Origin of the sequence: Streptomyces sp. NPDC050997 (assembly GCF_040660135.1) — a bacterium.
In the GTDB taxonomy this organism is placed as follows: domain Bacteria; phylum Actinomycetota; class Actinomycetes; order Streptomycetales; family Streptomycetaceae; genus Streptomyces.
In genome coordinates this window covers 318,980-332,467 of the sequence record NZ_JBFAGK010000004.1, presented here as the reverse complement: position 1 = coordinate 332,467, position 13,488 = coordinate 318,980, and the positions used below count along the sequence as shown (strand labels likewise).

General features: G+C 71.3%; 13 protein-coding genes. 10 read left to right on the top strand and 3 right to left on the bottom strand.

Annotated elements, in window-relative coordinates; all coding sequences use genetic code 11:
* Positions 1-162: 162 nt before the first annotated feature.
* A complete protein-coding gene (locus tag AB0H86_RS11455) occupies positions 163-957 on the top strand; it encodes a GAF and ANTAR domain-containing protein (protein ID WP_362435939.1) in 795 nt (264 codons plus the stop codon).
* Positions 957-1,688, top strand: coding sequence for a GAF and ANTAR domain-containing protein (locus AB0H86_RS11450; protein WP_362435937.1), 732 nt, complete (start codon positions 957-959; stop codon positions 1,686-1,688). Before AB0H86_RS11455 ends, AB0H86_RS11450 begins: the two co-directional genes overlap by 1 nt.
* Positions 1,689-1,693: 5 nt before the next feature.
* Here AB0H86_RS11450 and AB0H86_RS11445 read toward each other — a convergent pair whose 3' ends face one another.
* Positions 1,694-3,094: a glycoside hydrolase family 43 protein gene (locus AB0H86_RS11445; RefSeq protein WP_362435935.1), complete on the bottom strand. Its 1,401-nt coding sequence runs from the start codon at positions 3,092-3,094 to the stop codon at positions 1,694-1,696.
* Positions 3,095-3,372: 278 nt separating this feature from the next.
* Here AB0H86_RS11445 and AB0H86_RS11440 point away from each other — a divergent pair, with 278 nt between their 5' ends.
* The 3 genes from AB0H86_RS11440 to AB0H86_RS11430 all read left to right on the top strand — a co-directional run bounded on the left by AB0H86_RS11440 (position 3,373) and on the right by AB0H86_RS11430 (position 5,542).
* Positions 3,373-4,797, top strand: a complete 1,425-nt coding sequence (locus AB0H86_RS11440) for an amidase (RefSeq protein WP_362435933.1) — start codon at positions 3,373-3,375, stop codon at positions 4,795-4,797.
* A 26-nt stretch (positions 4,798-4,823) separates the two neighbouring features.
* Positions 4,824-5,012, top strand: coding sequence for a hypothetical protein (locus AB0H86_RS11435; protein ID WP_362435931.1), 189 nt, complete (start codon positions 4,824-4,826; stop codon positions 5,010-5,012).
* Positions 5,013-5,086: 74 nt separating this feature from the next.
* A complete protein-coding gene (locus AB0H86_RS11430) occupies positions 5,087-5,542 on the top strand; it encodes a type II toxin-antitoxin system PemK/MazF family toxin (RefSeq protein ID WP_362435929.1) in 456 nt (151 codons plus the stop codon).
* A 76-nt stretch (positions 5,543-5,618) separates the two neighbouring features.
* Here the strand turns inward: AB0H86_RS11430 and AB0H86_RS11425 are convergent, their stop codons facing one another.
* Positions 5,619-6,443 carry a TIGR02452 family protein gene (locus AB0H86_RS11425; RefSeq protein ID WP_362435927.1) on the bottom strand — a complete coding sequence of 275 codons (825 nt, stop codon included), beginning with the start codon at positions 6,441-6,443 and terminating at the stop codon, positions 5,619-5,621.
* A gap of 303 nt (positions 6,444-6,746) precedes the next feature.
* Here AB0H86_RS11425 and egtA point away from each other — a divergent pair, with 303 nt between their 5' ends.
* Genes egtA through egtD form a run of 4 tightly spaced genes read left to right on the top strand, consistent with a single transcriptional unit; the run spans position 6,747 to position 11,183 of the window.
* Positions 6,747-8,084 (top strand): ergothioneine biosynthesis glutamate--cysteine ligase EgtA, encoded by a 1,338-nt coding sequence (gene egtA, locus AB0H86_RS11420; RefSeq protein WP_362435925.1) that lies wholly within the window; start codon positions 6,747-6,749, stop codon positions 8,082-8,084.
* Positions 8,081-9,433 (top strand): ergothioneine biosynthesis protein EgtB, encoded by a 1,353-nt coding sequence (gene egtB, locus AB0H86_RS11415; RefSeq protein ID WP_362435923.1) that lies wholly within the window; start codon positions 8,081-8,083, stop codon positions 9,431-9,433. Before egtA ends, egtB begins: the two co-directional genes overlap by 4 nt.
* Entirely contained in the window at positions 9,433-10,224 is a 792-nt protein-coding gene (egtC, locus tag AB0H86_RS11410; protein WP_362435921.1) for an ergothioneine biosynthesis protein EgtC, read from the top strand. The genes egtB and egtC overlap by 1 nt, the downstream gene beginning before the upstream one ends.
* Positions 10,221-11,183 carry an L-histidine N(alpha)-methyltransferase gene (gene egtD, locus AB0H86_RS11405; protein ID WP_362435919.1) on the top strand — a complete coding sequence of 321 codons (963 nt, stop codon included), beginning with the start codon at positions 10,221-10,223 and terminating at the stop codon, positions 11,181-11,183. Before egtC ends, egtD begins: the two co-directional genes overlap by 4 nt.
* A gap of 74 nt (positions 11,184-11,257) precedes the next feature.
* On the opposite strand, the gene AB0H86_RS11400 is transcribed toward egtD, so the two are convergent.
* Complete coding sequence (locus AB0H86_RS11400; protein WP_362435917.1) at positions 11,258-12,703, bottom strand: glycosyl hydrolase family 28-related protein; 1,446 nt, start codon at positions 12,701-12,703, stop codon at positions 11,258-11,260.
* A 61-nt stretch (positions 12,704-12,764) separates the two neighbouring features.
* Between AB0H86_RS11400 and AB0H86_RS11395 the strand changes: the two genes are divergently transcribed.
* A complete protein-coding gene (locus tag AB0H86_RS11395) occupies positions 12,765-13,466 on the top strand; it encodes a CDP-alcohol phosphatidyltransferase family protein (RefSeq protein WP_362435915.1) in 702 nt (233 codons plus the stop codon).
* Positions 13,467-13,488: the final 22 nt, after the last annotated feature.

The window sequence follows — 13,488 nt, the reverse complement described above, 5'->3', positions numbered from 1 at the left end:
GCCCGGCCCGCCCCACACATGGCCGAGCCGGTACCCGTACGCGAGGACTAGGCGGGTACATGACTACGCGGGTCCCAGGACTACGCGTGCGCGGCGACTACCGTGGCGCGACAGTGTCGGATCATGTTCGCCTCCAAGCGAACCGGGCAGATGGTGAGGCCTATGCAGCCCGAGCACCGCAGCGGACCCGGGGACATCGACCGGCGCCGTGTCACGGACGACCTGTCGGCCGTCACCGCCGGTGTCGACGCCCGGAAGGTGCCCGATGCTCTGTGCCTGGCGTGCGTCCGGCTGCTGCCCGTCGGCGGCGCCTCCATCACCATCGCCGCGAGTCAGGACCTGCGCGCCACCTGGTGCGCCAGTGACAGCACCGCGGCCCGACTGGCCGAGGCGCAGTACACGCTCGGCGACGGGCCGTGTCAGAGCGCGCTCGCGCTGACCGCACCGGTACTGGCCGCCGATCTCACCGGGGCCCCGGACGCACACCGCTGGCCGCTCTTCGCCCAGCACGCCATCGCACTGGGCGTGCGGGCCGTGTTCTCCCTGCCGCTCGGCACCAGCGCCCAGGCGATCGGCACCCTCGACCTGTACCGCGTCACGAGCGGCTCTCTGTCGGCGCGCGAGCTGCGGATCGCCCTGCTGATGCGGGACGCGGTCACCTTCGCCGTGCTCAATCTGGATTCGGTCGTGACCGATTCCCCCAGAGGTCACCCGGACGGAGTAGCGTCTTGGGTGGCTGCCGCAGAGGCTGATCACACGGAGGTCCATCAAGCCGTCGGGATGGTGATGGTCCAGTCGGGCCTGGCTCCGGACCAGGCTCTCGACCGGCTCCGTGCCCGCGCCTTCGCCCAGGGGCGCACGGTGAGCGAGGTGGCCGCGGACGTCGTCGCCCGCAGAGTCCGATTCGGCTCCGACGACGCGCGCGACGATCGGCCTCGTGGGAACGGTGAACGGTGATGGACCGTGAAGTACAGCTCGCCGAGGCGTTCGTCGCCCTCGCCGATCCCCTCGCCGACGACGTCGATCCGGTCACGCTGCTGGACCGGCTGGCGCACCACTGTGTGGAGATCATCGGCGCCGACGCGGTCGGCATCATGATGGCGACCAGCCGCAGCACCCTGCGCACCATGGTCGTCACCGACGGCCGGGCCGGCCTGGTGGAACTGTTCCAGACGCAGTCCGACGAGGGCCCCTGCCTGGACTGCTTCCGCACGAACGAACCCGTCAACGCCCCGGACCTGCGGGCGAGTACCGATCGCTGGCCGCGGCTGGCCCCGTTCGCGGTGCACCACGGTTACCGCGCGGCGCACGCTCTGCCGTTCCGTGTCAAACACCAGACCATCGGCTCGGTCAATCTCCTTCTCGCCGACCCCGGCGGGCTGTCGGACACCGATCTCCGCCTGGCCCAGGCGCTCACCGACGTCGCGGCCCTCGCGCTGGTCCACTGGAATCCGGACCCGCTCCGGCGCAACGACATCGCGACCCGCGCCCAGAGCGCGCTCGCCTGCAAGGCCACCATCGAGATGGCCACCGGCATGCTGGCGGAATTCGGCGGCCTCAGCACGGCCGAGGCGTACTCGGTCCTGCGGACCCATACGGCCCGCAACGGCGACCGGCTCATCAGCACCGCCCGTGCACTGGTGCGCCGTACGCTCTCACCGGACGCGCTGCTCGCCGAGCACCGCTGACACGCTCAGGCCCAGGCCGTCACCGGCACGAACGAGCTGTCCTGCCTGAAGAGGTCCGTGCCGTTCGTGCGGTCGACCCGGAGTTGGTAGTTGTAGTGACGCAGGTAGTAGCCGGGGTAGTTGTACGACTCGAAGCGGATGGAGCCCGACGCGCTGCCGGTGCGGGCGATGAACGTGGCGTCCTTGGCGAAGGTCGACGTGCCGTCGTTCGCGTCGAAGCGGGCGCGGAAGTCCCAGTGGCGCAGGTAGTTGCCGGCGGCGTCCCGGAAGGAGTAGCCGTTCGCGTCGGCGAGGCCGGCGACGACCGTGAAGGTGGACGCCTGCTTCTCGGCGGTGGTGCTGGAGCCGCTCACCACGGGGAGGTTGAGCAGGGAGGACTGCGACTGCCAGTAGCGGGTGGAGAAGTTGCCCGACTGGAAGGAACGCGTGACGTTCTTCGCCAGGCTCGGGCCGCCGGAGACGGTCTCCTTGACCACCGTGAAGTGCCGGGCCGTACCGGAGACCACGGGCAGCGCGGTCGGGGCGGACCAGGTGGCGAAGGTGTCGTAGCTGTCGCTGTAGTAGTAGGTGCCGTCGCCGTAGCCGTCGAAGAAGATCCGCCAGCCGCCGTTGTCGAGCTGCACCAGCGCCGGGCCCTCGCGGTAACTGCCCCAGCCCGCCCAGTCACCGGTGCGGCTGATGGTGTAGGGGCCGGTGAGGCTGGAGGCCGTCGCGTACTCGATGTACTTCGCCGTCTCGTTCTTGGTGAAGGCGTGGTAGGTCGAGCCGATCCTCACGATGTACGTGTCGATGTGGTTGGCGCCGATCCCGGACAGGGCGACCGGCGAACTCCAGGCGGTCAGCGCGGAGTTGGTGGCCCGCAGTCGATACGGCGTGAAGATCCACTCGTCGTTCGTCGTCGAGCAGGACACGATGACGTTCACGCTGCCGTCGCTGTCGACGAACCACTCCGGCGCCCACGCCCGGGACAGGTTGGCGATCGGGACCGTGTAGTCGTACAGGAAGGTCCAGTTGAGCCGGTCCGAGCTGCGGGCGAAGCCGATCGTGGTGCTCGGGTCCTGCCAGGTGTGGGTCGTGTAGGTGAGGTAGTAGAAGCCGTCGGTGTGCTTGAACACGCTCGCGTCGCGGATGCGGTTGCTCGGCGGCGTGTACGCGGACGACCTGGCGAGCCGGAAGTCGATGGCGTCGTCGGACTGGTAGACGTTCACGGTGCCGTCGTTGCTGTTGAGGAACGGCACGATGGTGTAGCGGGTGGCGGAGCCACTCGGCGGCGCGGCGGCGAGGGCCGTACCGAACAGGCCGGGTACCTCGCCGAGCAGCACGGCCGAAGCCGGCAGGACGGCCAGTGCGCGCAGCAGGCTGCGGCGGGACGGCGACGGAGACGACGTGGGGGGTCGTGTGCTCACGGGCGGCTCTCACTCTCGGACTCGTACGGCTTCACGTTCGGCTCAACGTGGGATTCAAGCTCGACGTTCGAATTACCGAACAAGGTTCGGAAAGTCGATCAGAAAGTAGGGGTGAGGCGCGGACTCGTCAATGGTTTGCGCACGACCTGGTGAGCCCTGTGCGCCATCTGTGGCGCCCGGCCGTTCGCGCCACCGAACACGCCACCGACGAAGACGTTCCGCCACACCCGCGCGGCCGTTACCGTGCGGTGGAGAACGCGCTCCCGGAGGTGTCCCGCATGATGCTCGACCGTTCCGCAGGCCTGGCGGAGTCCGCCCGTGCGCTGGCCGCCGGGGAGGTGACCGCCCGGGCGCTCGTGGAACAGGCCCTGGCGCGGATCGAGGCCTCTCAGCCGACCCTGAACGCCTTCCGGATCGTACGGACACAAGCGGCGCTCGCCGAGGCGGAGGCGGCGGACCGGCAGCTCGCCGCCGGGGTCCGCAGCCCGCTGCTCGGGGTACCGGTGGCCGTCAAGGACGACATGGACGTGGCGGGCGAGCCGACCGCGTTCGGCTGCCAGGGCGAGTTCCCTCCGGTCGTCGAGGACGGCGAGGCGGTACGGCGGCTGCGCGCGGCCGGGGCCGTGATCATCGGCAAGACCAACACCTGCGAGTTCGGGCAGTGGCCCTTCACCGAGGGCCCGGCCTTCGGCGCGACCCGCAATCCGTGGAGCCCGGAGCACACGCCCGGTGGCTCGTCGGGTGGTTCGGCCGCCGCCGTAGCCGCCGGTCTGGTGCCGGCCGCGCTCGGCTCGGACGGGGCCGGGTCGGTGCGGATCCCCGCCTCCTGGACCCACCTGATCGGCATCAAACCGCAGCGCGGCCGGATCTCGACCTGGCCGCGCGGCGAGTCCTTCCAGGGCATCACGGTCAACGGCACGCTCGCCCGTACGGTCGCCGACGCGGCCCTGTTGCTGGACGCGGCGAGCGGCAACCACGCGGGGGACCCGCACCGGCCGCCGGCCGTGAGCGCCGCCGAGGCCGTCGGCCGCGACCCCGGACGGCTGCGCATCGCGCTCTCCCTCAAGCCGCCGTTCACCGCCGTACCCGCCCGGCTGCGACCGGAGGTGCGCGCCCAGGTCGTCCAACTCGCCGAGCTGCTCGCCGACTTGGGGCATCACGTCGAGGAGGCCGACCCGCCGTACGGCCAGATCGGGCTGACCTTCGTCCCCCGCGCCACAGCCGGCATCGCCGAACGCGTCCGCGAGGCGCCCTTCCCGGCGCTCCTGGACCGCCGGACTCTGGGGGCCGCACGGCTGGGCGGGCTGCTCGGCGGGGCACCGCTGCGGGCGGCCCGGCGCGCCGAGGCGGTGCTGCACCGCCGTATCGGACGGTTCTTCACCTCGTACGACGTTGTCCTCGCGCCGACCACGGCCGCTCCCCCGCCGCGCATCGGGGCGCTGTTGAACCTGAGCGGTCTGGCCACCGACCGCGCGATGATCGCCGCCTGCCCCTACGCCTGGCCGTGGAACGTCCTGGGCTGGCCCGGGATCAACGTGCCCGCGGGGTTCGTCCTGGGCGGCCTGCCGGTGGGCGCCCAACTGCTCGGACCGGCCAACAGCGAGCCGCTGTTGATCTCCCTCGCCGCGCAGTTGGAGGCGCGGGCGGGCTGGCACGAAGCGTGGCCGCCGCCGGTGACGACCGCGGACGCACCGGCCGTATAAGGGCGTTGCGCGCTTGCCCTGTGGCCATGGACGACGCGTCGATGGTCGGGCTGATGGGGCGGGTCACCGGGACCATCGGGCCGGGCCGGGCCGGGCCGGGGCTGGTCGGCGAGGTGATCGTCCGCGTGCGCGGCGGCGCCGAGCGCTTCCTCGCCCACCCCGCCTCCGGCAGGGACCGCATCGAGCCGGGCATGGTGGTGACGGGCGGGGAGTGACGGACCGGGAGTGACGGCCGGAGAGCGAGGGGCGAGTGAGCCGGGTCCGGGGCGGGGGCTCTACGGTTGCCTCCGTGACTGTGTCTACCGATGAGACCGATGAGAACGTTCCCGGCCGGCTCGGCCCCTCCGCCACCGTCGAGGCCGACACCCGTGAGGTGGGCCAGGTGCGCACGGAGTACTCGCCCGCGCACGACGGTGACCCGGATCCCGGCGAGATCGTCTGGACGTGGGTCCCCTTCGAGGAGAACGACGGCCGGGGCAAGGACCGCCCCGTCCTCGTCGTAGCCCGCGAGCCCGGCGGCACCTTCCTCGCCGTCCAGCTGTCGAGCAAGCGGCACGACGGGGACCGCGAGTGGGTGCCGATCGGCAGCGGCCCCTGGGACCGGTCGGGGCGGGACTCTTGGGTCGACGTGGACCGCGTCCTGCGGCTGCACGAGGACGGCATGCGCCGTGAGGCGTGCGCCCTGGACCGGATGCGGTTCAACCTGGTCCGCCACCGGCTCGGGCAACGCTACGGCTGGAGCTGACCGAGCGTCATCCGGACCGCAGCTCACGGCCCCGACCCCGACACCGGCACCCCGTTCCGGCCCGCCGACACGCCTCTTACGGCTGAACTCGACGCTCCGGAAACGCCCGTACGAACGCCTCTCGCACCACCGCGCCCGGCGTGCGGTCGAGGACGCCGAACACCACGTGCTCGAAGGCCCCGGCGAACCGGCCGCCGGGGGCGAGCAGTGTCCGGAAGGCGCCCGCGACCCGCGCCGGGTCGTTGCGGAACACACCGCAACCCCACGCGCCCAGCACCAGCCGCCGGTAGCCGTGCGCGGCGGCGGTCTCCAGTACCCGTTCGGCCCGGACCGCGAGGGCCCGCGGCAGCCCGGCCGCCCGCTCCGGTGCCGTCCGCAGCACCACGCCCGCGTTCGGCGCGGCCGCGGTCAGGAAACCGGCGGTGTACGGCTCGTCGAGGAGACGGCCGCGGTCGTCGCGGAAGACGGGCACGGCCGGCGCGTGGATGACGCGGTCCGTGTAGAACGGGTCGCGGTGGGCGCGATGGTGGTCGTAGAACTCCCGGACCCCGACCAGGCAGGCGTACAGCGCCGAGGCCCGGCACAGGGCCTCCTCCTGGGCCTGGGCGCCGTTGAGGAAACCGCCGCCGGGATTACGGGCCGAGGCGAAGTTCAGCACCGCCACCGGTCCGGCGATCCGGCGGGCCGCCTCCAGGCTGCTCTCGCCGGTGACCTCGACCAACGTGTCGGCCGGCGGGATCGACGGCACCGCCACCGGCCCCGGCCCGTACATCCGCGTGGCGTCGCGGGCGGCCTCGACAGCCGCGGCGACGGACACCTCGTGCCCGGCCGGCGCGCGATAGGCCCCCGCCGCCACGATCTGCTCGGTCTGTCGCGCGATGCCGCGCAGGCGCGCGCTCATGGCGCCACCCCCGTGCGCGCCATGACCGCGTGCCGCGCGGCCACCCCCCTCATGGTCTCCCCCGTCGTGCCCATGCACGCATCCTGAGCGATTCTGGTCATGCTGTGCAATGAGTTTTCCCGGCCCCGGGACATCCGGAAAACTCCTCGAAAACATCCCGGAAACGGAGATCGCGGGCCCCGATTACGTCGATTTGCCCTCTTGTGCTGATCGGTGCGAGGGTCTTGGGTGGGACGGATAATGTCGGCCCGACCCATCAGAAACCAGGTCGGCGGCATGGTGGAATCTCAGGAGGATCCCGACATGTCCGATGCAATAGGTGACTGTACGGAACCCCGTACCCCAGTCACGGAGCCCGAGGTGGAGGCCCTGGTCCGGGGCATCTGCTTCAAGACCGGACCGCCCCGCACCGTCGGGGTCGAGGTGGAATGGCTCATCCACGAGCTGCGCACTCCGCAGCTCCCCGTGACACCCGAACGACTCGAAGCGGCGTATGCCGCAGCGCGTACCGTGCCCCTGAGGTCGGCGCTCACCATAGAGCCCGGCGGCCAGCTGGAACTGAGCTCGCCGCCCGCCGCCTCCCTGATGGAGTGCATCGGTACCGTCTCCGCCGATCTGACCGCCGTCCGCACGGTCCTGGCCAGAGAAAATCTCGGTCTCGTCGGCGTCGGCCAGGACCCCTGGCACCCTCCCCGCCGGTTCCTTCGCGAACCGCGCTATGACGCCATGGAGGCCTGTCTCGACCGCACCGGCCCGGCCGGCCGCGCCATGATGTGCACCTCTGCCTCCGTCCAGGTGTGCCTGGACGCCGGGTACGAGGAGCCGGGCCCGCTGGGGCTCGGGCGACGCTGGTGGCTGGCGCACCAGCTGGGCGCGGTGCTGGTGGCCGCGTTCGCCAACTCCCCCATGGCCGGATCCGAGCCCACCGGCTGGCTCTCCACCCGGCAGCTGCTGTGGACGGAGATAGGCGCCGACCGTGCGGGCGCGCCCGCACTGGACACGGACCCGCGTACCGCCTGGGCCCGGCACGTCCTGGACGCTCCGGTGATGTGCGTACGGCAGGACGACGGCCCGTGGGCCGTGCCCGAGGGCCTGACGTTCCGGGAGTGGACCCGCTCGCGGGAGCCCAGGCCGCCGATCCGGGAGGACCTCGACTATCACATCACGACGCTGTTCCCGCCGGTCAGGCCGCGCGGTCACCTGGAACTGCGCATGATCGACGCGCAGCCCGGCGACGACGGGTGGATCGTGCCGCTCGCCGTCACGACGGCCCTGTTCGACGACCCGGAGGCCGCCGAGACCGCCTATCGGACCGTGAAGCCGCTGGCCGAACGGGGCGGGTCGCTGCCCGCGCCGCACAATCCGCTGTGGATCGACGCGGCCCGGCACGGCCTGAGAGACCCGGAGCTGCACGAGGCGGCCGTGGCGTGCTTCGCGACGGCCCTCCGGGCCCTGCCCCGGCTCGGCGCCACCCCCGAGGTGACGGCCGCCGTCGCGGCCTACCGGGACCGCTATGTCGTCCCGGGCCGCTGCCCCGCGGACGACCTGCTCGACCGCCTGCGCGGCACGGACCTCTCCGGGTCCCGGCTTCCCTCGGCCGGAGAGATCCCCACCGCCCATGGGAAGGACCTCCGCACATGACCGACCCCGCCATCGACACCGATACCGCCGGCCCCGCCTCCCCCCTCGACGCCGAGGCGTTCCGCGACCGGGCGCTGAACACCCTCGTCACCGCGCGGGACCGCACCACGCTCCTCACCAGCTGCGTGGAGGAGCCCGACCTGACCGCCCAGCACTCTCCGCTCATGTCGCCGCTCGTGTGGGACCTCGCCCACATCGGCAACCAGGAGGAGCAGTGGCTGTTGCGGACCGTCGCCGGGCAGGAGGCGATACGGCCCGAGATCGACAGCATCTACGACGCCTTCGAGCACCCGCGCTCCGAACGCCCCACCCTGCCCCTGCTGGCGCCCGTGGAGGCCCGCCGCTACGCGGCGGACGTCCGCGGCCGGGTGCTGGACGTGCTGGAGCGCGCCGCGTTCCACGGCACGCGGCTGACAGAGGCCGGCTTCGCCTTCGGGATGATCGCGCAGCACGAACAGCAGCACGACGAGACGATGCTGATCACCCATCAGCTCCGCAAGGGCCCGCAGGCCCTGACCGCCCCGGATCCGGACCCGGTACCGCTGTTCACCGGTCCGGCCGAAGTCCTCGTCCCCGGCGGCCCGTTCACGATGGGCACGTCGACCGAGCCCTGGGCCCTGGACAACGAACGCCCGGCGCACCGGCGCGAGGTGGCGCCCTTCCACATCGACACGACCCCGGTGACCAACGCCGCGTACCAGGCGTTCATCGAGGACGGCGGCTATGACGAGGAGCGCTGGTGGGAACCGGCGGGCTGGGCGCACATCCGCCGGAACTCCATCCACGCGCCGCTGTACTGGCACCGGGACGGCAAGCAGTGGCTGCGGCGCCGCTTCGGTGTCACCGAGGTCGTGCCGCCCGACGAGCCGGTGCTGCACGTGTGCTGGTACGAGGCCGACGCCTACGCCCGCTGGGCCGGGCGCCGGCTGCCCACCGAGGCCGAGTGGGAGAAGGCGGCCCGCCACGACCCCGCCGGCGGCCGCTCGACGCGTTACCCGTGGGGCGACGCCGACCCGGCGCCCGAGCACGCCAACCTGGGACAACGGCATCTGCGCCCGGCGTCGGCCGGAAGCTATCCGGAGGGGGAATCCCCGCTCGGTGTACGGCAGTTGATCGGTGACGTGTGGGAGTGGACGTCCAGCGACTTCCTGCCGTATCCGGGGTTCCGGGCGTTTCCGTACAAGGAGTACTCGGAGGTCTTCTTCGGCCCGGACCACAAGGTGCTGCGCGGCGGTTCGTTCGCCGTGGACTCGGTGGCCTGCCGGGGGACGTTCCGCAACTGGGACCTTCCGATCCGGCGGCAGATCTTCTCCGGGTTCCGCACCGCCCGCTCCGCGGGAGCCGTCTGATGTGCCGTCATCTGGCGTACCTGGGACCCGAGGAGCCGCTCGGCCGGTTCCTCGTGGAGCCCCCGCACAGTCTGTACCGCCAGTCGTGGGAGCCTCGGCGCCAGCGGTACGGGACCGTCAACGCCGATGGTTTCGGGGTGGGTTGGTACGCAGAGGGCGATCCGGTGCCGGCCCGGTACCGCCGGGCCGGGCCCGTCTGGGCGGACCTGTCGTACGCGGACCTGACCCGGGTCGTGCGCTCCGGGGCCGTCCTGGCCGCCGTACGGGACGCGACCCTGGCGGGTGCCGACGCCGAGGCCGCGGCGGCGCCGTACGCGGCGGGCCCGTGGCTGTTCAGCCACAACGGTGCCGTGCCGGGCTGGCCCCGCTCCCTGGCCGGCCTCACCGAGACCCTGCCCCCGGCGGACCTGCTGTCGATGGAGGCCCGCAACGACTCGGCGTTCGTGTGGGCGCTGGTCCTGAACCGGCTGCGCGGCGGCGACGAGGAGTGCCAGGCGCTGGCCGACACGGTCCTGGAGGTCGCCGCGGCGGCCCCCGCCTCCCGGCTCAACCTGCTGCTGACCAACGGCGAGTCCATCGCCGCGACCGCCTGGGGCGACACCCTCTGGTACCTGTCGCGCCCGGGCCTGGGCACGGTCGTGGCCTCCGAGCCCTACGACGACGATCCGCACTGGCAGGAGGTGCCCGACCGCACCCTGCTCACGGCCGACCGCACCGACGTACTGCTCACCCCGCTCAAGGAACCGAGCGACACCCCGGCCCCCGCACCACCGAAGGAGCCCAGCACGTGAGTCCGTTCCTTCTCACCCGCACCCTGCCCGAGGACGCCACGGAGGCGGCCCTGCGCGCCGACGTCCTCCAGGGCCTGACCCACTCCCCCAGGACACTGCCGCCCAAGTGGTTCTACGACGCCCACGGCAGCGACCTGTTCGAGCAGATCACCGAGCTGCCCGAGTACTACCCGACGCGCGCCGAACGGGAGATCCTGATCGCCCGCTCCGGTGAGATCGCGGCGGCGACCGGCGCCCGCGCCCTGGTCGAACTGGGCTCCGGCTCCTCGGAGAAGACGCGGCATCTGATCGAAGCGCTCACGGACCTGCACACGTACGTCCCGGTCGACGTCAGTGAGAGCGCGCTCACCCAGGCCGGGCACGCGCTCATCGCCGAGCGCCGTGGTCTGCACGTCCACGCCCTCATCGCGGACTTCACCGCGCGGCTGACCCTGCCACAGACCCCGGGTCCCCGGCTGGTGGCCTTCCTCGGCGGCACGATCGGCAATCTGCTGCCGGCCGAGCGGGCCGCGTTCCTGTCCTCCGTCCGCGCCCTGCTCTCCCCGGGAGACGCGCTGCTGCTCGGCACGGACCTGGTCAAGGACGAGAAGGTTCTGGTGAACGCTTACGACGACGCGGCCGGGGTGACGGCCGAGTTCAACAAGAACGTCCTGACCGTCGTCAACCGCGAACTGGGCGCCGACTTCGATCCCGCGGCCTTCGACCATGTGGCCCTGTGGGACGCCGAGAACGACTGGATCGAGATGCGGCTGCGGTCCCGAACGGCCCAGACGGTGAAGGTCCACGCGCTCGATCTCGCCGTCGACTTCGCGGCCGGCGAGGAACTGCGCACGGAGGTCTCGGCGAAGTTCCGCAAGGAGGGTGTGCGCGGCGAACTGTCCCGATCCGGGCTGGAGTTGACGCACTGGTGGACGGACCGGGAGGGCCGTTTCGCGCTGTCGCTGAGCATGGCGCGCTGATCGCGGGGCTCACCGCGGGCCGACGTCCGGCACCTCTGTGCCGGCGTCGGCCCCGGTGAGCGTCTTCTGTACGGTCACCTGCCCGCCGCTGACGGGACGGCTTCACCGGCGGGCGGCGGCGAACTCGCGGGTGGTACCGAGCCGTTGGGCGCGGTCTCCGTGGGCGCGCCGTCGGCGGCCGGGCCGGTGGGCGCGGTCTCCGCGGGTGTGCCGTCGGCGTCGGATCCCTCCAGGCAGTCGACGAAGCTGACGAAGTCGGGCCGATCGGTGCCCTCGGCGAACACGAACTCGTTCACCGCGTGGCTACGGAGCAGGCACATGTCGTAGCGGGCGACGGTCTGGAGGGGGACCTGCCCATCGGCCGTCCGGTATTCGTGGCGGCCCATCAACTGGCAGGAGTCGTAGCGGATCAGTGGCCCTCGGGGCCCCACCGTGTAGCGGTGCGGACGTACTTCGGCGGAGTAGCCCTTGAAGGCGAGTCCGGTGTCGTCGCAGTCACTGAAGTGGATCGTTCCGCTCTTCCACACGGAGTCGATGATCCTCACGTCCGGGTTGCGCACCTCGAACCGGATGTCCTGGGCGTGGAACCGCTGCACCGAGTCGTGGTGCTGGGCGACGGGGAAGCGGAAGAACGTGCTGGTGGTGCCGTACTCCTCGGTGCTCTGGGGGCGGCTGCCGGTGATGATGTACGAGCCGCCGCGGCAGGAGATCGATCCTCCGTAGGGGAACTCGAGGAAGTTGCCCCACTCGTACTCGACCTTCATGTCCTCGAACCAGTAGTTGAGGAACTGGTCCTGGTCGTTGGGGTCCGCCTCGCGACCCGCGAGACCCGAGTACAGGAAGGCCCGGCGGTAGCGGCCGCCGACCCGGCACGCGTCCCACCGCATCTCCGAGTTGGTGTCCGTGCCGTCCAGGACGAGCCCGTACTCCCACTCCCCCATCCACTCGCACTCCGAGAACCGGTAGTCCTGCGCCTGCCCGGTGGAGTACGAGCTGAAGAAGGACGCACCCGGCGTGGCCGAGCGGAACTGCATGCGCTCGAAGGAGAGGTTCGCCCAGATGTTCTCGTTGCGGCACAGATAGGAGCCCGGGCCGACGTCCGGACGGAAAACCAGGGTGGTCATGCGTTTGCCCGCGCCGGAGAAGCGCAGACCGTTGGCCGACGGCAGTGGAGCGACACCGTTCATCAGCGCGTTCGGACGGGTGATGAGGAACTCACCGGCCGGGATCTGGATCACCGTGCGCCCGACCCCGCGAACGACCCGGTCGGCCGCGAGGCGGTAGGCCTGTTCGAACGCCGCGCTGTCGTCAGCCCGTCCGTCGCCCACCGCTCCGAGGTCGGCCACATTGATCACGAACGGCCGCAGACCGGTGAAGGGACGGCCCAGCCCGGGGCCGAATGGCGCCGCGGGGCCGCCCCCCGGTCCTACGGCGGCGGACGCGCTGTGGGCTGTCATTGCCGTCGCGGCCAGCACCGAGGCTCCGCCACGCAGAAGTTGCCGACGGCTGACACGAGGCATCCAGCCTGCCCTTTCTGTCATAATCGCCTTCTTTCCATCAATTCTTCACTTAAGGAGAAACATGTCCGAATTCGCCGACGTATTGAGACAGCTGTCAACGGCGCAGAAGCCCTCGAAGGGGGCATCGCTCTACACCCTGTTCGTCAATCGCCCGGCCGGCCGGGTACTGGCCGCACTGGCCTACCGAGTGGGCGCGACGCCCAATCAGCTGACCGTTCTGGGCGCCCTGTTCACCTTTCCGGCCCTGGCGACGGTGGCCCTGCTACCGCCCGGACCGACGATGTCGGTCTATGTCGGCGCGGCTCTGGCAGTGGGGTTCGCCCTGGACGCGGCGGACGGTCAGCTCGCGCGCGGGCAGCGCTCGGGGAGCCCGTCGGGCGAGTGGCTCGACCACGTCCTGGACTGCGTCAAGATCGTCGCCCTCCACCTGGTGGTTCTGGTGTCGTTCTACCGGTTCTTCTCCTTGCCCAGCCCGGCGCTTCTGCTGGCACCGATGGTGTTCCAGCTCGCGGCCGTGGTGATCTTCTTCGGCGGGATTCTCACGGAGAAGCTCAAGCTGCGGACATCGGGCAGCGGTCAGGCCGGGTCGACGGCGGGATTGCGGTCCGTACTGCTCCTGCCGGTCGACTACGGCCTGACCTGCATCAGCTTTCTATTCCTGGGGAGTCAGGACGTCTTCCTTTCGGTGTACTGCGCGCTGCTGCTCGCCCACGTGCTGTTCATGGCGGTCTTTCTGGTCAAATGGTTCCGGGAGTTGAGCTGAGCGGATCTCCGTCGGTTCGTGC